The organism is Bacillus sp. MM2020_4 (genome assembly GCF_011250555.1).
Classification (GTDB): Bacteria; Bacillota; Bacilli; order Bacillales; family Cytobacillaceae; genus Neobacillus.
In genome coordinates, this window is sequence record NZ_JAANMZ010000049.1 from 1 (window position 1) to 21,455 (window position 21,455).

19 protein-coding genes are annotated in these 21,455 nt (G+C 40.9%); 18 read left to right on the plus strand and 1 reads right to left on the minus strand.

Annotated elements, in window-relative coordinates; genetic code table 11:
• Positions 1-126: 126 nt before the first annotated feature.
• The 8 genes from G6554_RS21265 (at position 127) to G6554_RS21300 (ending at position 9,066) form a co-directional block, all read left to right on the plus strand.
• A complete protein-coding gene (locus G6554_RS21265; RefSeq protein WP_166245593.1) occupies positions 127-1,557 on the plus strand; it encodes a sigma-54 interaction domain-containing protein in 1,431 nt (476 codons plus the stop codon).
• Between the two features lie 233 nt (positions 1,558-1,790).
• Entirely contained in the window at positions 1,791-2,555 is a 765-nt protein-coding gene (locus G6554_RS21270; RefSeq protein WP_166245595.1) for an SDR family NAD(P)-dependent oxidoreductase, read from the plus strand.
• A 23-nt stretch (positions 2,556-2,578) separates the two neighbouring features.
• A complete protein-coding gene (locus tag G6554_RS21275) occupies positions 2,579-4,165 on the plus strand; it encodes a class I adenylate-forming enzyme family protein (protein ID WP_166245597.1) in 1,587 nt (528 codons plus the stop codon).
• 33 nt (positions 4,166-4,198) lie between these two features.
• Entirely contained in the window at positions 4,199-5,518 is a 1,320-nt protein-coding gene (locus tag G6554_RS21280) for an MFS transporter (protein ID WP_166245599.1), read from the plus strand.
• 37 nt (positions 5,519-5,555) lie between these two features.
• A complete protein-coding gene (locus tag G6554_RS21285) occupies positions 5,556-6,149 on the plus strand; it encodes a hypothetical protein (protein ID WP_166245601.1) in 594 nt (197 codons plus the stop codon).
• A gap of 1 nt (position 6,150) precedes the next feature.
• On the plus strand, positions 6,151-6,729 hold the full coding sequence (locus G6554_RS21290) for a polyhydroxyalkanoate biosynthesis repressor PhaR (protein WP_166245603.1): 579 nt from the start codon (positions 6,151-6,153) through the stop codon (positions 6,727-6,729).
• 17 nt (positions 6,730-6,746) lie between these two features.
• On the plus strand, positions 6,747-7,805 hold the full coding sequence (locus G6554_RS21295) for an alpha/beta fold hydrolase (protein ID WP_166245604.1): 1,059 nt from the start codon (positions 6,747-6,749) through the stop codon (positions 7,803-7,805).
• Positions 7,806-7,830: 25 nt separating this feature from the next.
• Positions 7,831-9,066: a M20 family metallopeptidase gene (locus G6554_RS21300; protein WP_242692166.1), complete on the plus strand. Its 1,236-nt coding sequence runs from the start codon at positions 7,831-7,833 to the stop codon at positions 9,064-9,066.
• Between the two features lie 185 nt (positions 9,067-9,251).
• Here the strand turns inward: G6554_RS21300 and G6554_RS21305 are convergent, their stop codons facing one another.
• Positions 9,252-9,395 carry an SDR family NAD(P)-dependent oxidoreductase gene (locus G6554_RS21305; protein WP_166245609.1) on the minus strand — a complete coding sequence of 48 codons (144 nt, stop codon included), beginning with the start codon at positions 9,393-9,395 and terminating at the stop codon, positions 9,252-9,254.
• 289 nt (positions 9,396-9,684) lie between these two features.
• Here G6554_RS21305 and G6554_RS21310 point away from each other — a divergent pair, with 289 nt between their 5' ends.
• The 10 genes from G6554_RS21310 (at position 9,685) to G6554_RS21355 (ending at position 21,347) form a co-directional block, all read left to right on the plus strand.
• The gene (locus G6554_RS21310) at positions 9,685-10,446 is read left to right on the plus strand and encodes an SDR family NAD(P)-dependent oxidoreductase (protein ID WP_166245611.1); all 762 of its coding nucleotides are present in this window, start codon (positions 9,685-9,687) and stop codon (positions 10,444-10,446) included.
• Positions 10,447-10,685: 239 nt separating this feature from the next.
• Entirely contained in the window at positions 10,686-11,741 is a 1,056-nt protein-coding gene (locus G6554_RS21315; protein ID WP_166245613.1) for a zinc-dependent alcohol dehydrogenase, read from the plus strand.
• Positions 11,742-11,825: 84 nt separating this feature from the next.
• On the plus strand, positions 11,826-12,569 hold the full coding sequence (locus G6554_RS21320; RefSeq protein ID WP_166245615.1) for an SDR family oxidoreductase: 744 nt from the start codon (positions 11,826-11,828) through the stop codon (positions 12,567-12,569).
• A gap of 95 nt (positions 12,570-12,664) precedes the next feature.
• Positions 12,665-14,020: an MFS transporter gene (locus G6554_RS21325; protein ID WP_166245617.1), complete on the plus strand. Its 1,356-nt coding sequence runs from the start codon at positions 12,665-12,667 to the stop codon at positions 14,018-14,020.
• Positions 14,021-14,416: 396 nt separating this feature from the next.
• A complete protein-coding gene (locus G6554_RS21330) occupies positions 14,417-15,058 on the plus strand; it encodes an MBL fold metallo-hydrolase (RefSeq protein WP_166245618.1) in 642 nt (213 codons plus the stop codon).
• A 100-nt stretch (positions 15,059-15,158) separates the two neighbouring features.
• Positions 15,159-16,163, plus strand: coding sequence for a thiamine pyrophosphate-dependent dehydrogenase E1 component subunit alpha (locus tag G6554_RS21335; protein ID WP_166245620.1), 1,005 nt, complete (start codon positions 15,159-15,161; stop codon positions 16,161-16,163).
• Positions 16,164-16,178: 15 nt separating this feature from the next.
• Positions 16,179-17,174, plus strand: coding sequence for an alpha-ketoacid dehydrogenase subunit beta (locus G6554_RS21340; RefSeq protein WP_347564335.1), 996 nt, complete (start codon positions 16,179-16,181; stop codon positions 17,172-17,174).
• 116 nt (positions 17,175-17,290) lie between these two features.
• Positions 17,291-18,463 (plus strand): dihydrolipoamide acetyltransferase family protein, encoded by a 1,173-nt coding sequence (locus G6554_RS21345; protein ID WP_166245622.1) that lies wholly within the window; start codon positions 17,291-17,293, stop codon positions 18,461-18,463.
• Between the two features lie 23 nt (positions 18,464-18,486).
• Positions 18,487-19,257: an SDR family NAD(P)-dependent oxidoreductase gene (locus G6554_RS21350; RefSeq protein ID WP_166245624.1), complete on the plus strand. Its 771-nt coding sequence runs from the start codon at positions 18,487-18,489 to the stop codon at positions 19,255-19,257.
• A gap of 110 nt (positions 19,258-19,367) precedes the next feature.
• Positions 19,368-21,347 (plus strand): sigma-54-dependent Fis family transcriptional regulator, encoded by a 1,980-nt coding sequence (locus tag G6554_RS21355; RefSeq protein WP_166245626.1) that lies wholly within the window; start codon positions 19,368-19,370, stop codon positions 21,345-21,347.
• Positions 21,348-21,455: the final 108 nt, after the last annotated feature.

Below are 21,455 nucleotides of genomic sequence, written 5' to 3' on the forward strand. Positions count from 1 at the left end.
AATTTAGAGAATTATATAGTGTGGACGATTCGAAAAGGAATCATATAGATAATTTGATTTAAAAAGTAATCAGCTCTTTTTTTCTAAAATGCACATCTATTCTATCGAACTGTGGGGGAGCATCAAATGGCCGTCAAATGTACAAATGAGAATATGTCTATGTCCGAGAAGACGAAGCTTGATTGTGTAAACAAATCCGATATGGAAACCATTTTACTTTCCATTTTTCAATCTAGTTATGATGGTATTTATGTAGCAGATAATAATGGAGTGGGAATGATGGTTAATTCCGCTTACTCAAGAATTACAGGTGTAAAAAGCCAAGAGTTACTGGGAAAGAACATGATGACGGTGGTAAAAGAAGGCCTTGTTTCAGAATCTGTTACGATGAAGGTCTTAGAGGAAAAAACAGCACAAACGATTATTCAAACGGTGAGAGGGAAGGAATTATTAGTAACAGGCAATCCTGTATTTGATCATCACGGGAACATTACCTATGTGGTAACAAACGTAAGGGATATATCTGATTTGAATTATATGAAAACAGAGCTGATACACTCAAAAAGATTGACGGAACAATATATCTATGAAATTGAGGAATTAAAAAAGAGAGAATTAATCCATATGCATCTTGATGGAGTTATCTGTCAAAGTCAAGAAATTATGAAGGTTTTTCATCTTGCAAGGAAGGTAGCAAAGGTTCATTCTACTGTCCTTATTTTAGGAGAGTCTGGTGTAGGGAAAGAAGTAATTGTGAATTATCTCCACCAAGAAAGTGATCGAGCGAATGCGCCATTGATTAAAGTGAATTGCGGCGCCATACCAAAACACTTGCTGGAATCTGAATTATTTGGCTATGAAAAGGGTGCATTTACAGGGGCTGACAGTCAGGGAAAGCCCGGTTTGTTTGAACAGGCGGATGGGGGGACTATATTTCTAGATGAAATTGGCGATATGCCCATCGATCTTCAAGTGAAATTATTAAGGGTTCTCCAAGAATTTGAAATCATGCGCGTTGGCGGCAGAAAAAGCTTTAAAATTGATGTAAGGGTCATTTCGGCGACAAATATGAATTTAGAGGAAATGGTCGATAAAAATGATTTTAGACGGGATCTTTATTACCGGTTAAATATCGTTCCTATCAAGGTCCCACCCTTAAGAGAAAGGATAGCAGATATTGTTCCACTTGCATTCTATTTTTTAAATAAAACTAATAAAAAGAATAAGTTAAACAAACGGTTTCATCATGAAATCATTCACTTCTTTGAAGAATATCGCTGGCCTGGGAATATTCGAGAGTTAGAAAATTTAATTGAAAGATTAGTCGTCACAACAGACAATGAGGAAATCGGGATGCATGATTTACCTCAAAGCATGTTACAAGGAAGGGCCCGTAAAAAGACAGAAACAAGGAAGTTGAAGGAAATAATTGCCAATGTTGAGCGGAAGCTTATCAAAGAGCAAATGGAAAAATCAAAGACCACACGAGTAGCTGCAAAAGAATTAGGGATTAGCCAATCCGCCCTCGTCAAAAAAATGCAGAAATTAGGTCTTTGATGAAAAAAGGAATCAAAAGTCAACGTTCATTCGTTGGCTTTTTTTATTGCCCTCAAGGAAAAGCGGAAAATGTTCCATATAGCAATGGTGAATAAGGAAGAGATTTCTATATTTTTGTTGCAACATGTCGAATTATTCCCTATTTTCACATAATGCGAAAAATTGGCACAATATTTGCATTAAAGATAAATAGCACGACAACAAATAAAAGTGGATGAAGGGGAATGAAGGTTATGGAGTTACCAACATTTGATTTAACAGGCAAGGTTGCCCTCGTTACAGGAGGAAGTAAAGGGATTGGGTTTAGCATGGCACAGGCATTAGGGCATTATGGGGCAAAGCTTGTTATTTCCAGCCGAGGGGTCGAAGAAGGGGAAAGGGCTGTATCACTGTTAAAGGAAGAGGATATTGAAGCTGTCTATATCCCTTGCGATGTGACGAAAAAGGATCAGGTAGAACGGCTAGTCAGTCAAATCGTTGATCAGTTCGGCTCGCTTGATATCTTAGTAAATAACGCGGGAATGAATATCCGTAAACTCTTAATTGATGTCGAAGAAAGCGATTGGGATCAAGTTTTAACGGTCAATCTAAAAGGGCTTTTTCTAGTGGGGCAGGCCTGTGCCAAACAAATGATCAAACAAAAATATGGGAAAATCATTAACATCTCCTCCATTTTGGGATCAATCGGCATGCCATTCCAGACATCCTATGCGGCTAGTAAAGGCGGCATTAACCAAGTAACAAAAGTTTGGGCGGAAGAATTAGCCCCCTATAATATTACCGTTAATGCCATTGGGCCTGGTTACATAAAAACACCTATGACCAAAGATTGGCTATCTGATCCTGTACGGGCTGAGAAAATCACCAATGCCAGCATGATCAAGAGGATTGGAGAAACTTCGGATCTTGTGGGACCTGTGGTTTTCTTTGCCTCTGATACCTCGGCCTATGTTACGGGTCAGATATTAAATGTGGACGGCGGCTGTACCGCTCGTTAACGAAATGATTAGGAGGTTAAGGTATGAATATCATCAAGGAAGTCCACTTTAATCGAGAGGTAAAAGTCTTCGAGGATCGGCCAGATAACCTATCAGCGATGTTGAAAGAGGCTGCCAGTAACTATCCAGCAGGTGAGGCTCTTGTGATGAATGGAAATCGCTTAACGTATAAAGAATTGTACGAAAAAGTGGAGCAGATTGCTGGTCATTTACAAAACTCCCTAGGTGTGAAAAAGAGAGATCGCGTGGCTCTTTTATTAGGAAATAGTATTGAATTTTGTTTACTCGTTTTTGCTTGTGCTCGATTAGGGGCGATTGTGGTGCCTTTAAATACTAGATTAAAAGAAACTGAACTTTCTTTTATGATTCAACAATCGAACAGCAAGATATTAGTGGTGGATGATGAATTTTTAGAAAAGGTCGAAGGCATGAGAGATCTTGATTCCATCGGACATGTCCAATACTTTTTCTTAATCGGACATAAAACACCAAACCGAAAAGATTATTTGCCTTTTGAAATCTTAGAACAGCCATCAACCCTTGCGGATGTGTATGTAACGGAAGAGGATCCATTATTTATTATGTATACCTCGGGAACAACGGGGCAGCCAAAAGGTGCGGTCGGTAGTCATTTAGGGGCAATTCACAGCGCCATCAATTATGAACACGTGTTAAAGACAAATGACAAAGCAAGAACCCTCATCGCGGTTCCACTCTTTCATGTGACAGGCTTAATTGGCCAGCTCTTTCACATGGTGAAGGTGGGGGGGACATCCGTTATTATGAGGCGATTTAGGACAGAAGAATACATCCGATTAACTGTGGAAGAAAATGTATCCTTTCTGTTTAATGTGCCTACCATCTACATTATGATGATGGCACATGCAGATTTCTCAGTGTATAACTATTCAAAAGTAAATTGTATCGCCTACGGTGGTGCTCCGATGTCATCGGAAACGATTTATAAATTGAAAAAGTATTTTCCGAATTCGTACTTGCATAATGCTTATGGAGCCACTGAGACCTCCTCTCCCGCAACCATTATGCCGCAAAAATTTCATGACTCAAAGGTAGCTTCCGTTGGACTGCCTGTTCCGGTTGGCGAAATGAGAGTGGTCAATGAGTTGGATGAACCATGTAATCCCGGTGAAGTGGGAGAATTATTAATTAAAGGTCCGATGATTGTTGAAGGCTATTGGAACAATGTTATTGCCAACCAAACATCATTCCTTCACGGATTTTGGCGCTCTGGCGACTTAGCGAAAATAGATGAAGATGGGTTTGTCTATATTGTCGATCGAAAAAAAGACCTCATTAACCGGGGCGGGGAAAAGATATTCTCCATTGAGGTCGAGAATGTTATTTATAATCATCCAAAAGTACATGAAGTGGCCGTTGTAGGAGTTCCAGATCCTCTCTTCGGGGAAATTGTCAAAGCGGTGATTGTCCCAAAGGCCAACGCAACCATAATGAGCGAAGAAATAAGAGATTTTGTTGCGGAAAGATTAGCAAATTATAAAGTTCCGAAACTAGTAGAATTTGTATCCGAACTGCCTCGGAATGCGGCAGGGAAAATAATCAAGAATGTACTGAAGAATGTACAGCACTAGAAAATTTTTTTACAAAAGAGAGGAAGAGATGCAATGTCTACAATTATGAAAAAGGCGTGGGGCTTTCGCTATGCGATCTTACTTATTCTTTGGTTAGTCTATATTATTAATTATTTTGATCGGATGGCGGTCTTAACCTTCCTGCCATTCATCCAGAAGGATTTACACTTAACCCCTGTGGAAGTAGGGCAGCTAGCCTCCGTGTTTTTCTTTGCCTATGCCGCTGCGCAAATTAGCGCTGGTTTCCTGGCTGATAAAATTGGTGCCAAGAAGGTCATGTATATTGCGATTACCGTCTTTACATTCGTAACTGCTTTAACGGGAATGGTGAAAACCTTCGGACAGTTTTTAGCACTCCGAATCGGATTAGGGCTTGGAGAAGGACACCATTTTGCCCCGGCCATTCGGGCCATTAATAACTGGTTCCCCCATAAAGAAAGAGGCAGGGCCGTTTCGTTTTTCGCTACATCATGGGCCGTTGCTCCGGCAATTGTTCCGGTTATCGTGACAAGTATCTCTATTTATTTCTTCAGTGGTGCTTGGAGACCGGTATTCTATGTCCTTGCTATCCCAGGAGCAATTGGGATCCTTTTACTATGGCGTTTTGTATCCGATTCACCAAGTGAAATGATTGCAAAAGGGAAATTAAGTAAGGATCAGGATGTTGATGATTCTTCAGTTAGAAAGATTTCGAAAGAAGAGAAACGAAAAAGCTACGGGATTTTCTTGAAAGATATTAATTTTTATGTTTTTACCTTGTGCCTCTTTTGTCAATTAGCTGTTTATTGGGGAACAACAACCTGGTTAACTTCATTTTTGGTTACACAGCATGGGTTAAATCTGAAGGAAATGGGCTTGTTCGCATCTGCCCCCTATATCGTTGCTTTCTTCGCCATGATGCTCGGCGGGTGGTTGATGGATAACGTTCTACATCGAATGAAGCCTGTTGCGTTGATTGGGTATATCTGTAGTATTCCTGTGCTGTGGATGCTGGGTGCTGTAGAAAAAGGGAATACGGGTCTATTACTTACACTCTTATTGCTCGTTGGTTTCTTTGTTAACTTAAACTTTGGCTCCATTTATGCGTATCTGCCTAAATTATATCCAAAAGAAGTGGTTGGAAGTGCCACAGGGTTAGCGAATGGAATTGGCCAGATGGGTGCATTTGTTTCTCCTCTCGTTGCAGGGTATTTAGTAAAAGTAGGAGCTAATGGAGCACAAGATTTTAGCAGAGTTTTCATCTTCTTTGCCATCGTTTCGGCAGTAGCGGCCGTTTGTGCCATCATTTTGAAGGAAAAGAAGATAACGAATGCCAATATAAAATTGGTTAACAATGAGAAATCGGTTAGTTAGGGTTTTTTGAGAATATAAACATGGAGGGATACAAACAATGGCAGAAATCGAAAAAAATGCAACGTATTTAGAACTTTTATGGGATCAAACCTTTCAACAAGTCGATTCTTGGGTTCAACAAGCAGAATTTCACGAGGACATCCTTCTTCAATATGCAACCAATTTTGCAGAAAAGGTGAAACGAAATGATAAAAACAGCAAAGAACTGACGGAACATCTTTCGGAAAAAGTTCGTGAGTGGGAAAAAGCATCTCGTGAAGAGCTGCTGACGACAACAACAGCTTTGAAAAACTTATTCCCAACAAAATCATACGAGGAAATAAACAAACAATTTGATGATATCCAAAACAAAACGGCAGAATTTACCTTAACCCCCTTTACGTATCTAGCTAATGGTGAGCAAGTAGACAAGGTTGTCCATGCCTTAGAGCAATATGTTGAATTTAGACGAACCAATCGAAATCTGTTTGTGAAAAATGTAAAAGAAGCAGCTTCCATTATTCGTGAGAATCAAAATGTATTATTGGATTTAATGACAAAGCAAGTGAAAAATATTTTCTTTCCTTTTCAACAATTATATACGGTTCAGACCCATTCTTTGAAATCAAAAACCAATCAGCAGGGGGATTAACATGGCAGATCAAGGGACTTTTGATCCATACGATTTAGTTAAAAAGTTTAGTGATCAATGGGAAAAGCAAGCAAATGAAATGATTCACTCCTGGACAAACAATCGCGAATTTGTTGGATTTTCCAAAGTGAGTTCAGATATTCAATCACGTTATCTTGAGATGTTTAAGAAAAATCAAGAGTTACTAGCGAATCAGTTACATGTACCAACCAAAAGCGATTTCGCTCATGTCGCAAAATTAACGATTCAAACAGAAGAAAAGCTTGACGCACTCGAAGAACAAATCTGGGGTTTACAAGCTTCGATGGATACCGCAAATAAAGGGATCACTAGTCTTGTAGAAGTTTCACGAGAGATGATGAAGCTAATAAAACAACTGAAATCGGAGCAAGTGAAATACAAAAAGGATATAGAAAAAGTAAGTGAGTGTTATTTTGAAATTCAAGGAATAAGAAGTGAATTAGCCCAAAATCTTGTCTTAAAAGAGGAGATTGCCGCTCTTAAAAAGCAGGTAGATGAAAAACTGGGTAAACATAAGAAAAATGAACGGGAACTTGAACTGGCAGCTGCAGCTAAGTAATCGGAGGAGGAGCAGGATTGACCACAGATATTGAAAGGAAAACCTCTTTTGATTTTGAAAAAGAGTGGACGCGTTGGAATGAATTTTTCAAGACGATTAATGGGCCAGAACTTAGTATAGAGCTTACTCCAAGACAATGTATTTGGAAGAAAAACAAGGCAACATTGTGGCATTATGCAGCTGTTGAAAAGAAATATGATGTGCCAATATTCTTTATTTATTCCCTATTCAATCGTCCCCATATCTTAGATTTTGCCCCAGGTTCCAGTGTCATTGAGGGATTAATAAACAGTGGTTATGATGTCTATTTATTAGATTGGGGAATGGCTGGTTACGAGGATAAAGATATTAATCTAGAAGATTATATTGTTGACTACATTAAAAAGAGTGTTCAACGAGTATTACGACATTCGGCTGCCGATGAGGTGTCGGTGGTCGGATATTGTCTAGGTGGCACATTAGCAGCCATGTATGCTTCGATTGCTAATGAACCGATTAAGAACCTGGTTGTGGCGACAGTTCCTATTGATTTTAGTGTGGCGGCCATTCCGGAGCATGTGGCGAATGGGCTAAAGGAAGGCAACTCCCCCTTAGATCGATTCATAGATGTTTACGGAATCATCCCACCTCATTACGTTGAGGCCATGTTTAGGTCTGTCACGTCACCCGTTTATACCAGTCCATATGTAACACTATTAACCCGCGCGAATGACAAGCGTTTTGTGGAAAAATGGCGACGGATGAACAATTGGACAAAAGGGCATGTCCCCCTAACGGGTGGCGCTTTCCAACAACTAACGAATGCCCTCTTTAAAGAAAATAAACTCATAAAAGGGGAGTTTACCATCCGTGGCGAAAAAGCCGATTTAGGTAAGATTGAGGCAAACCTATTCGTGGTCAGCTCGAAGAACGATAACCTTATACCTGAAGAGCAAAGTCGGCCATTGATGGATTTAGTTTCAAGTAAAGATAAAACCTATCAAGTAGTCGAAGCAGGTCACGTCTCTTTAGCGATATCAGGGAAATTTTCTGGTATTTTAGATCACTGGCTATGTGATCGTTCAAGGAAAAAATAGATAACCATTTGAAGCTGTCTGTGTCATGAAATTAGAGATAGGCAGCTTCAGATTAATTGAACAGAAGGTGGGATATAACATGCAGGTTTTGTCATCCATTTTTGAAACGATTAATGAAAAAGAAACCGTTCAATTTTTACAATCACTCATCCAAGTGAACAGTGTGAATCAGCCTGGAAATGAAAAAGGAGTGGCGGAGGTGATCAAGACTTATTTAGCCTCATCCAAACTTCACGTTGAAGTAGATGACCTTGGTCACAATCGGGCCAATCTATTTGTTACTTATCCAAATGGTGAAACCGATGAAAAGTATTTAATTTATAGCGGTCATTTAGATACCGTGCCAACGGGAAAGGTCGAATGGGAACATGATCCTTTTTCCGGAAAGGTAGTTGGGAATAAAATATATGGGCGGGGAACGACCGACATGAAGGGCGGCGTCGCTGCCATGATCCTTGCTCTGAAATATTTAGAAGGTGCCGGAGTGAAACTAAAGGGAAAGGTCCAGTTTGTCGGGACCGCAGGTGAAGAGGTGGATGGATATGGGGCAAAAACAGTCGTCGAAAAGGGGCAAATTGACAAAGCCACCGCGATGGTTGTTTCAGAACCTAGCGAAAACCAACTATTTACTGCACATAAGGGCTGTCTATGGCTAGAAATCACGACAAATGGAAAAACAGCGCATGGCTCCATGCCAGACCAGGGTATTAATGCGATTTTAGCGATGAATGAGTTGATCAATATGCTCCAAACCTATCAATTTGATTACACGCCACACCCATTATTAGGTCATCCCACAATGAATATTGGGACAATCGAAGGCGGGGTAAAAACAAATGTGGTACCGGACCAATGTAAATTGACGTTAGACATCCGAACCATTCCCGGCCAGGATAAAGATAGCATTTTAGCTGACATTGAGAAAATGATCCAAGACATTACAGTGCGATTTCAATCTACTTATCAAATAAAGGTCATCAATAGTATGGAATCCGTTGGTACGAATGAAACAGATGATTTTGTGAAACTTGCTGTTACTACTGCAAAGACTCATTTAAACAAGGAGCTTTATCCTATGGGTGTTAATTATTATACAGACGCATCCGTTTATTGCCCCCATTTGCACATTCCGACTATTATCGTTGGCCCTGGAGATCCAAAACTTGCACACCAGCCTGATGAATACATAGAAATTGATAAATTCATAGAATCTATCCGCTATTTTATGGCCTTGGCGATTGATTATTTGGGTGTACGGTAAAATTTATTCAACAAGACAACCGGCTAGCTTCAAAGTCTGAGGGTTTTAAAAGGACTACAAACTTAGAGTTTGCCGGCTTCATGTTGATAAAATTAATCATGTTAATTCACAACTTCTTGCCATTGTTTTTCATTTGTTACATCATGGTTAACAGCAATGGCCTCTCCGACGTTTTCCTGAATATCCTAAACAACTTCCTCTAATAATTCGGTTTGAATGTCGGTTGCGACTACTTTAGCGCCCTTGCTTGCAAATAAACGAGCTTCCGCTGCTCCTTGACCGCTGGCCGTACCTGTCACAATAGCTATTTTACCTGATAAACGACCCACAATAATTCCCCCTTTTGCAAGTATTAAATCATGTTACCGCTTTATTCTAGCGAAAAGGGGAAAATTAGTCATTTATATTTTTAAAATATTCAAACTATTCCCCTTTGAGTGAATGGGTTTGGGCAATGCCGTTCTCCCATTTTGTATAAACCGGGTTAGGAAATTCTCAAAAATAGTAAATTTAATAGGTTGATATCCATTGAAATAGGAAAAGTGATACGCCTTCATTTGGCACAAGAATTGCAAGGATTCGTAATAAAACTATTTCATCATAAAAGGAGAGTTTGAAATGATCGATACTTTCAGTTTACGAAATAAAACAGCGATTGTAACGGGTGGAAATCGAGGATTGGGTAGGTCAATCGCACTTGCACTGGCAGAGGCTGGGGCTGATCTAGTTGTTGTGGGGAGAGATCAAAACAGAAATGAAGAGGTTGTCCAAGAAATAAAAAACTTGGGTAGGAATGCCATGGGCTTTAGTGTAGATCTTTCCAGGATAAACTCGATCCAACAATTTGTCCAAAATGTTCAAGAATCTTTTGGGACAATCGATATTTTAGTCAACAATGCGGGGGTATCTGCTACCAACTTTGCCCTAGACATAACAGAAGAGGAATGGGACAAGGTGATGAATGTAAATGTGAAATCCTTATTCTTCTGCTCACAGGCTGTCGCTAAAGCCATGAAGCAACAGGGCGGTGGAAAAATGATTAATGTTTCTTCTGTAGTTGGTGCAGTAGGTGACGTTGGAATAAGTCCCTATACGGCAAGTAAAGCTGCTGTTATTAACCTGACCAAATCCTTGGCACTGGAGTGGGCAAGATTTGGAATCCGTGTGAATGCAATTGGACCAGCCTATATCGAAACGGAAATGAATCAAGAAGAACTTAGTAACGAGAAAGTGCGAAATAAGATCATTAGTAAAACTCCTATGAAAAGGTTAGGACTTCCAGAAGAAATTACAGGAGCCATCCTGCTACTGGCTTCGGATGCCGGCAGTTTTATCACTGGCCAAACCATTTTTATCGATGGCGGCTGGTTAGCTCAATAGAGGGGTTTTTTTTACGGATGAGAAAGCGTGTTAATAAATTCCTAAAAAAAATACAACCTTCCAATTAAAAGCCCTTCTTTTCAACATGTTGTATTTGGCATGAAAGTTGCAAAATGTATAACGAACTAAAAAGTTTTTCTGATTTATTGAAAACGCTTACCCAAGGGAGGTGGTCGGCTACATTTACATTTTTCACAGTGGATTTGTCGTTTTTATTCTATTTGAAGGAGTGATTTTCAATGGGAACCATGAAGGCAGCTGTTTATTACGGGCCAAGGGACATTCGGGTTGAAAATTTTACTATTCCGGAAGTTGGGCCAAATGATATTTTACTTAAGGTAAATGCTTGTGGGATCTGCGGTTCAGATGTTCATAGTTATGGAACGGGATTATATATTGAAAAAGGTCAAATCATGGGTCACGAATTCTCGGGTGAAGTAGTCAAGGTTGGTGCCCTTGTAAACGATATCGAAGTGGGCGAGAGAGGAACCGGGTTTCATTCAGGGGTGTGCGGCACCTGTTTTTGGTGCAAAAGAAATGAATTTATGCACTGTCCCAATTTATTTAAGGCATCTACCGGCTACGGTCTCCAGGGAGCGTTTGCCGAGTATTTGGTGATTCAAAATGCCATAAACGGTATTAGCTTCCACAAAATCCCTGACCAACTTGATCATTTTACAGCAGCGACGATTGAGCCGGTGTCAGTGGCCGCCTATACAGTTGACCAATGTCAACCCAAGAAAGGGGATAATGTTGCAGTTCTCGGTGCTGGGCTAATTGGCAACGCATGTATGCAAGTTTTTAAATCCTATGAAGTAAATAAGGTGGCTGTCAGTGAGGTATCAGAAATCAGGTTAGAGATGGCAAAATCATCAGGCGCCGATGTCGTCATTAATGCAGCGAAGGAAAATGTTATAGGTAGAATCAAAGAATTATATGGTCCGGGTCCCTACCATTTTAACGAGGGGGCGATGACCGACATCGTGGTCGAAGCATCCGGGGCACCTTCGGCAGTTGAAGATAGCTTCGAACTAGTCCGAAGCGGCGGTGTCATTGCGTTTGTTGGACTTCCAGAAAAAAAGGCACAGCTCGATACAACCAAAATTGTCCACAAGGCGCCAAAAATTCTTGGTGTTTTGGGCGGTGATTTTCATCGTTCCATCGATTTATTAACGAGTCAAAAAGTGCAAACCAAACATTTAATCACCCATGTGTTCCCGATAGACCATGCAAAAGAAGCTTTCGAAACCCAGATGAGACCGCATGAATCTGTAAAAGTTATGATTGAATTTTAATTAGGTCTTGCCACATATCTACTATTCTATACAGATGAAGGGCCTTATTACCTTAGGAAGAATCTACAAGAATGGAGTTTTGTGATGAATGTATTAATTCTAGGGGGAAGTAAAGGCATCGGAAGAGCTACAGCCTTGCAATTTAGTTCAGAAGGTAATCAACTATTTGTGAATTATGCCCATGATGATGAAGCAGCATTCGTTACTGCTTCAGAAATTATGGAAAGGGGAGCGGTAGCGCACATCATCAAGGCGGATGTCGGCGACCCGGCAGCCATTAAAGAGATGCTGTCACAAATAAAATGCAAGACTGATAGACTTGACTTAATTGTTCATTGTGCTGTAGCCATTATCCCTGGCGATGGGTTGTCCCTTTCCTGGGACGAATGGCAACGGGCCATTGCGGTCAGTAATCTCTCACTTGTCGAAACCATTCGTGAAGCGATGCCGCTGCTGCAGCATGGATCATCCATTATCGCACTTTCCAGTCGTGGTTCTGATCATGTAGGACCACAGTATGCCGCAATGGGGTCAACGAAAGCTTTTACCGAAGCCATCGTCCGTTATCTCGTGCTTGAACTGGCACCAAAGGGCATCCGGATAAACGTGGTTTCCCCAGGCACATTGGATACGGATGCCCTAAGGCGACTTTTCTCAGAAGAAGAGGGCGTAGAAGAATACCTTGAATATGAAAAATCACTGAATCCGAGTGGACGCGGTCTTCAATTTGAGGACGTAACACAGGTCATCGCCTTTTTGGCAAGTCCAGCCGCACAGATGATCCAAGGTAGAGTCATCCCGATTGATGGGGGACGGGGGCTGCTATAAATAGAATGCTCCTTTAAAAAGTTCTGCTTTTCAATCCTGCTTAAGTAAAGTCAGACTTTTATATATTCACCCAAATTTGATGGAGGTGCAAGTGTATGAATAATACTGCGGCAGTTGGACAGGGTATGACGAAAAAACGGTTTACTGTTTTAGCCATTGTGTTTGTGATTAACTTTGTCGTTTGGATGGATGAAAGCGTATTTGCCATCTTGACTCCGCTATGGAGCGAATCGCTTAAATTGACTCCGGAACAAATTGGATCGGCATCTGCTGCCTACCTATTAGGCTATTTCCCTGTTTTATTTATTGCCGGTATATTGTCAGACAGAATTGGAGCTAAAAAGATGCTGTTCCTTTGTCTAGCCGGGGTATCGGTGTTGAGTGCATCGATGGCGTTCGTCGATTCTTATACAACCCTTTACATTCGAAACTTGATTTTCGGTATATTCTTCGGCTTTTTATGGGCACCATGCAATAAAATGATGGCCATGTGGCTGCCAGGCAGGGAAAGAGCGAAGTACGCTGCCATTTGGATGAGTTTTACGACACTTTCTGGGTCGATTGGTGCTCTTGTCGGACTGCCTCTTGCTCAGGTTATCGGCTGGGAAAAGGTGTTCATTATTGTTTCCGTACTAGCTGTACCTTTGATTTTCTTCCTTCTTTTTAAAACAACTGACCGTCCTGAAGATTTTAAAGGCATCTCGAAAGAGGAGTTAGCTTATATTTATTCGGATCTTCCCTCTGCTGAACAACAAGCAGCCGAAAAATTCCAATGGTCCCATTTAAGAGATTTGTTTAAACAGCGAAGTATTTGGACGATGGCAATTGCCACCGGTTTAGGAACAACACCGACTTGGCTGGTTGGTACTTGGGGTGCGTATACTCTATTAAATGAGTTTAAAATCACACCGACTAGCGCTTCCCTGATGCTATTCTTTGTATCATTTATCCCCTTTACATTGGGCTTTGTCAACGGACCGATTATCAATAAATTCTTCGGCGGAAAATGCCGCCCGGCTTTGGCTTTTGGTCCATTAGTAAGTGGCATGGCCTTTTTAGCCGCTGCCTTGTTTAATCCGAATTATATCGTATGGGTCATCCTGATTTCCGGGTTCGGATTTTTTTGTAATCCATTTTTTTGGGGAACGGTCAATGCCTATTGGGCAGGGATAGCAAAACCGCAATATTCAGGTACGCTAAATGGTTTATCCGCGGCTTTACAGGTAGCGGTCGGCTATATTCTTGTGAATATGAGCGGTAAATGGATTAACCCTGCGGTTCATGGCCCTGATACCACGGATAAGGTTTGGATTATTGGTGGATGCGTCTTTTTAGCCACGATCGTCTTTATTTATCTATCGAAGGAAATTAGTATCAATCCCACAACAAATGCTAGCACATCAAATAATGGACAGATACCGGAAGAAAATCCTGCATCAACGACTATCTAAATTTTTCGGATCCTGGAATAGATTATTTTCACGATTAGGAATGATATCTTCTCACCTAATTTACAACTTCACTGTATAGAGTGGCCCTAGATGGGTCTGGGGTCACTTTTTTCTTAAGAATTCCTATAAGAAATTTAGTAGTTTTAAGAAAACACCAGACTCCAAAAAAGAGTTCAATGGTTTGCTAAATAAAGGGATAATGAATTTTCTCAAGAATAATAAAGGAAATAGTAAAATTCGCAATAGTAAGAAAAATTAAAATTAAATTAGGGGTTTATTGTGATAGATAGGCGATTTATTTTTTGGCATGAAAATTGCATTTAAACGTTTAATAAAGAAGTCATTATACTTTTTAAAGCATTTTCACGTTTTGCTTACTAGAGGAGGAGTCTTCTCATGAAACCGTTACACATATACTGTTATACATCAGGTAAGCTGCAAACAAACAGTTATGTCATTTCAGATCAAGAAGATACCTTTTGTATTGTCATTGATCCGGGTGAAAGCCCCCATCAAATGATGGAATTGATTGGTAACAGGAAAATCGAATATATCCTTTTAACTCACAGCCATTATGATCATATCACCGGTTTGAACTTTCTAAAAAAAATGACAGATGCTTCAGTCGTGGTCCACGGCTCAGAAGCGGAATGGCTGGTGAATCCAACCTTAAATCAATCCATCAAGACCAATGCGGCCATTGTCTGTAAGTGGCCTGACATTTTGCTTCATGGCGGTGAGATCATCCATTGTCATTCTTTTTCGATTAAAGCCATCCATACACCTGGCCATACACCAGGAAGTGTATGTTATCTATTCAACGACAAGTATTTGTTTACAGGAGATACATTGCTCGCTGGAGCAGCTGGACCAACCAATCTCCCATTCGGCAATCGGGATCTTTTGAAAACATCTATTAATCATAAGCTGTTTTGTTTAGCTGATGATATTGTCTTCTATCCAGGTCATGGAGGGGAGTCCACAATTGGTTTTGAGAAGAGTCACCCAGTGCTGCCGCACATCAGACATGTCATCTAATAAAGGCTTGAAGGGGGGTGTTTCCACAGTTTAGGGGAGTCTTTACTTACTAACTATTCTTAACCTAGATTTTTATTAATCTTAAGAAGGAGTGAATAAAGTGGCTGAAATCTATCAAAAAGAAATTAATCTTAAGAAATACAGCAAGGAAGAGTTAACGAAGTACTATCGCGAAATGGTGAAAATCAGGAAGTTTGATGAGCATTTAATTCGCTTAATGATGGAAGGAAAGGTTTCCGGTTTCTATCATTCTGGAATTGGTTCTGAAAGCGTTTCAGTAGGCTCAATTACCAATATTCTTCGTGACGATGATTATATCTATTATAATCATCGCGGCTGTAATCAAAAGATTGCTAAAGGCGTGCCCCTTTCCAAAATCTATGGAGACTTTTTGGGAACTGTGGAAGGAACTACCCGGGGACTCGGTGCAGGGATTGTACATAGTGCAGACCCATCACGGGGTGTATTAGGACAATGTGGGACCATCGGTTCCCAATTTAATATTGCAGTTGGAACAGCCTATTCTGCAAAAATCCAAAATACCGATCGCGTAACACTTGTTTACTTTGGTGATGGCGCTGCGTCAAGAGAACCACTCCATGGATCCTTAAACTGGGCCGGTCTTTACAAATTGCCGATTGTCTATATTTGTGAAAACAACGGTTATGCCATTTCCTCTACCACAGAGGAAACACATTCTGTAAGGGAACATATTGCAGATTGGGCATGGGGCTATGGTATTCCAAACTGTGTTGTCGATGGAAATGATGTTTTATTGATGCGTGAATGTGTGTCGGAAGCGGTGGAGAGGGCTAAACGTGGGGAAGGTCCAACCTTTATCGAAGCTAAAACATTCCGTCATCGCGGCCATTTTGAAGGCGACACATACGATTATGTCGATCCGGAAGTATTGAAATATTGGAAAGAACATAAAGATCCGATCAAAAATTTCAAAAAACTAGTCATTGAAAACGGAATTTGCACTGAAAATGACCTATTGAATGTGGAAGAGCAACTAGAACTAGAAATCCTACAAGCGATCAAAAAAGCGGAAGATGCATCGCTTCCAAGCCCGGAAAGAATCTATGAAGGATTATTTGCCTAAGGAGGAGTGGTAACTGTGAGTACATCTGTAAAAGTAAAAACAATAACCATGCGTGAAGCCATTGTGGAAGCTCTACATGAGGAAATGGAACGTGATGAAAAAACGGTTTTGTTTGGTGAAGATGTTGGCAAATTCGGTGGTATTAATGCGATAACTAGAGGTTTATATGAAAAATTCGGAGGAAAAAGGGTTTTTGATACTCCGATTGCCGAAACCACCATTGTTGGGGCAGCGCTGGGGATGGCGATTACCGGACTCCGCCCGATTCCTGAATTGCAATTTGGCGATTTTGTTGGTATCGCTTTCGATGAAGTATTTAACAAACTGGGTAAATGGCGTTTTATGCACGGCGGCCAAATGGAAGTTCCGGTTACTCTAAGGCTGCCGGTTGGAATCGCAGGTGGAGCCGGTCCTGAGCATTCCCAAAGCCCGCAAGCTTTGTTCATGCATGCGCCGGGTGTGAAAATAGCGATTCCTTCCACCCCCTATGATGCAAAGGGTATGTTAAAAACGGCAATTCGCGACAATAATGCCGTCCTATTCTTTGAACATAAACTGCTTTACGCTATGAAGGGGGAAGTTCCGGAAGAAGAGTATTTAATTCCGCTTGGCAAGGCTGATGTAAAAAGGGAAGGAAAAGATGTAACAATCATTGCAACGGCCCTTCAGGTTCAGACCTCATTGGAGGCAGCGGAGAAATTGGCGAAGCTTGGTGTGGAGGCTGAGGTTGTCGATCCTCGGACGCTCGCTCCGCTTGATATGGAAACGATTCTACAATCTGTCCGTAAAACAGGCCGGGTTCTTATTGTACATGAAGAACCGAAGACGGGTGGCTGCGGTGCAGAAATTGCCGCCCAAATTTCCGAACAAGCCCTGTTTGACCTTCAAGCACCCATCAAACGAATTGGCAGTCCTGATGTGCCAATCGCACAAAGCATCTATTTAGAGCAATTCTACAGACCTAGCGAAGATCAGATTATCGAGGCTGTGAAGGAATTAATGGAGTACTAAAATCAAGTACTGTCGGTGTTCCCGTCCTTAAAAATATCGGGAACACCGTAAATTAAAAGTTTTATACAGAATGCACTTATAAATTATCTATCGACATATTTTAGGAGCGTGAAAAAATGATAGAAATTAAAATGCCACGTCTTGGTGTTACGATGCAACACGGAACCGTGTCCGAATGGCTGGTGGAAGAAGGTACCACCGTCGAAAAAGGGGATTTACTATTTGTTTTAGAAACAGAAAAATCAACGCTTGATATTGAGGCCCAAGAGTCCGGAGTCTTGAAAAAAATCGTAGTCCCTTCTGGGAAAGAAGTGCCGGTGAATACCGTTATTGCAGTCATTGCCGACGAAAACGAGGAAATTGATGTATCTGCATATTTTCAAGACGAAACAGCAAAAGCGGAAACGGCTGCAGCTGCATTGAAATTGGAACCGAAAGAGGAAACAAGTAGGGCAGAAGGGCAAAGTGGACAAAATGCTGGGAAAATTTCACCTAGGGCAAGAAGACTTGCCAAAGAACTCGGTGTGACCGTTGAGAATGTGGTTGGAACCGGCAAAGATGGAATTGTTACCGAAGAGGACATCCGCAAACTCGCTAAGTCCGAAACCACTGGCATGGTAAAAGAAAGAATCGCTTTAAATAATGTGAAAAAGGCAATGTCCGAAAACATGCTAAACAGTTGGAGAAACATCCCACAATTTACGCAGATGATTTCTGTTAATATGGAAACTGCCCTTAAGGTAAAAAAGGAACTTGGTACTATTTCTATTAATGACATTTTGATCAAATCGGTTGGAAACGCCTTAAAGCATAATTCTATGGTAAATAGCCGCTTCGAGGATCAACAAATTATTGTATTTAACGAAGTCAATATTTCCGTTGCCGTTAACAGTAGCAATGGCTTGGTGGTCCCGGTGGTAAAAAATGTCGAATTTAAATCGGTTTTTGAAATTTCCCAAGAGATTCGAAGATTGGCTGAGAAGGCTGAAAAGAACCAATTAACCATTGATGATTATGCAAATGGGACGATTACGGTCTCCAACCTGGGCAGTCTCGGAATTGAAAATGGCACACCAATCATTAATTCTCCGCAATCTTCATTGGTTTTTGCCGGAGCGATTAAAAAGACTCCAATTGTCAATGAGGAAGGCGACATCGTCGTTGCCCCCATCATGACCCTTTCAATTAGCTATGATCATCGGTTTATTGATGGCGTTACAGGAGCCCAATTTACAAATGATGTAAAAATAGCGCTGGAAAAGCTGGAAGCCTCAGATTTATTGTCATAACCATTAACCGGGAGGAATCGTTTATGAGATTAAGAGATAAGGTAGCCATTATCACTGGAGCCGGAAGCGGCCAAGGTAGAGCAGCTGCTAAAATATTTGCAAGAGAAAGAGCAGCTGTCGTAATTGCTGAGTGGAACGAAGAGAATGGAAGACAGATAGAAAAGGAGATTTTGAATGACGGACAACAGGCCCTCTTCATAAAAACGGATGTATCTAATGAAGAAAATATAGTTGCATTGGTAGAAGAAGTGATAAATCGTTATGGGAAAATTGATGTTGTTTTCAATAATGCCGGCATCGGATTTTCAGCCAATTCCAAGTATAAAATGGCTTCATTAGTTGAAACCCCGCAATCCGATTGGAACAGTATTTTGGGGATCAATTTAAACGGTGTTTATCTGTTGTCCAAACATGTTTTGCCTATAATGATGAAGCAAAATGGCGGAAGCATCGTCAATAATGCCTCACTAAATGGAATTGCCGGTGTAACGGGAGCGGACGCCTATACCGCGGCCAAAGGGGGAGTTGTTGCATTGACACGGGTCATGGCGGTTGATTACGGTAAATATAATATTCGCGTCAATTGCATATGCCCTGGCGCGATTGACACACCTATGATAGCCGAAGTTCTAAGTGTCCCTGAATTTGCCGAAAAATTCGCGGAAGGATGTCCACTAAGAAGGGTGGGTAAACCGGAGGAAATCGCCAATGCTGCCCTCTTCCTTGCATCGGATGAATCTAGCTATGTGACAGGGCTGATTATGCCTGTTGATGGCGGTGTGTATGCTCTGTAAACCTTAGCGAAAAGTAGAATAAACGGAAAAAGGTATTTTCTAGGGGGATTTTTTTCGGGGACTGTCGAATTGTATTAATTGGGAAATCATTTGTCGGGATGTGATTGGAATTGGATCCTATTTACACATTGAAAGGCAGTTATCGAAACTTTGGAGCGTCCCAAGCGGAAAAAACATTAAAGAATATGTGGACGAATTACTTCATTAAGAAGAGAGAGGTTGAAGGAATTCGTCCTGTTATTTTAAGTTCATGGAAGCGATCGCTTAAACACCGGGTGACCCCGTTTGCCAACCAAGCTTTGGTTTGCGACCTTACGACATTAATAAAAGTTCAACAAGAAAACAAGAATATTTTGACGCTTATTCGGCCCTTTATGGATGATTTATTTGACATGGTTAAAGGGACTGACAGTTTAATTGCTTTTGCGAATAAGGATGGAATCGTCCTTGATTTATGCGGTGACAGTGAAATCGCCATGAACGCTGCATCCATTAACTTCACGGTTGGGGCTGACATGAGTGAAGAGTCCATCGGGACTAATGCAATCGGGACCGCTTTGGTCACTGAAAAGGCCATTCAGATCATTGGCGCAGAGCATTACTGTGCCATTTGGCATAGTTCCCATTGTTCAAGCGCCCCGATTATCGACCCCTTTACTAATGAATTGATTGGAGCCATTACGTTAATAGGCTATATCCCAACAGCCAATCCCCATTCTCTCGGACTCGTTAAAACTGCCGCAGATACCATCGTAAAACTGATGGAACAGCAAGGAATCATGAAGGAAACATACATGATGAACAACTACTTCAACGCGGCAATTGACTCTATTTCAGACGGCATTCTCATTGTCAACCGCTTTGGAGAAATTATTCAGGCCAATAAGATGGCGTCGCATTTATTGAAGCTACCCATGAATGTTGGCAAATGCAGGCTAAGAGATATTGAACATTTACACCCATTTTCGATGTACCTATCAGAATCAATCCAAGGAAATGAAGTTATTTTTCAGGAAGAAATTGGCATGCCCCATGATGAAAAACACAAGTTGATTTTTACCATGAGAGGAATTAATGATGGGAATGAACATATAGGTAGTATTATCATCCTCAAAAAGAAAGTAAACAAGGAAACCAATAAGCTGAAGGCAAAATACGTATTCTCTTCGCTCATTGGTGAGGCCCCCCTGTTTAAACAGGCGATTAAACGTGCCCAAAAGGCAGCCTGCACGGATAAAAGCATAGTGATAACGGGTGAAAGTGGAACAGGTAAAGAACTTTTTGCCCAGGCCATCCATAATGAAAGCATGAGGCAAAGCAAACCATTTCTTGCCATCAATTGTGCGGCCATTCCAAAAGATCTCATAGCCAGTGAACTATTTGGTTATGTCGAAGGTGCCTTCACAAATGCCGCCAGGGGAGGAAGAAAGGGGAAATTTGAAGCTGCGAATGGCGGTACAATTTTTCTTGACGAAATAGGTGATATGCCGCTCGAACTGCAAGCTCATTTACTTAGGGTTTTGGAAGAAAAGGAAATTACTCCAGTCGGATCCCATTTGTCAAACCCTATTGATGTCCGTATTATCGCTGCGACCAATAAGGATTTGTTTCAATTGGTGAAAGAAAATAAATTCCGCCTAGATTTGTTTTATCGTCTAAACATTATTTCTCTACAGATCCCTCCTTTGAATAAACGGAAACAAGATATTGAATTGTTTATTAGCCATTTTCTTCCTACCAAAAAGGTCAGTAATGGTGTTCTTACCTATTTTTTTGAATACGACTGGCCCGGCAATCTACGGGAATTCAAAAATGTGATGGAGCAAATTGAAATTTTTTGCGAAGAATCGATTGTAACCGAGGAGCATCTTCCTTCTTATATTCGCTCGTCCATCCAAATTGAAAATAATGACTTGAATTTATATCAATCATTGGCAAATGAAACCAAGAAAGATACATTAATTTTTACATTGAAAAATAGTGGAAGCGTCTCTCAGGCAGCCAAAAAGCTGGGTGTTTCGGCAAGTACCTTATATCGTTGGGCAAGTGAATATCAATTAAATGTTAAGGATTATATTCAATCGACTTAACCATGGGTTGGTAGAATGAAAGGGTGTTATTCCGATTCATATATAGAATCCGTAGAGTGCTGCGAATGGAATAAAGGATCCTCACTTGTAAAATTAGGAATGGTCGTT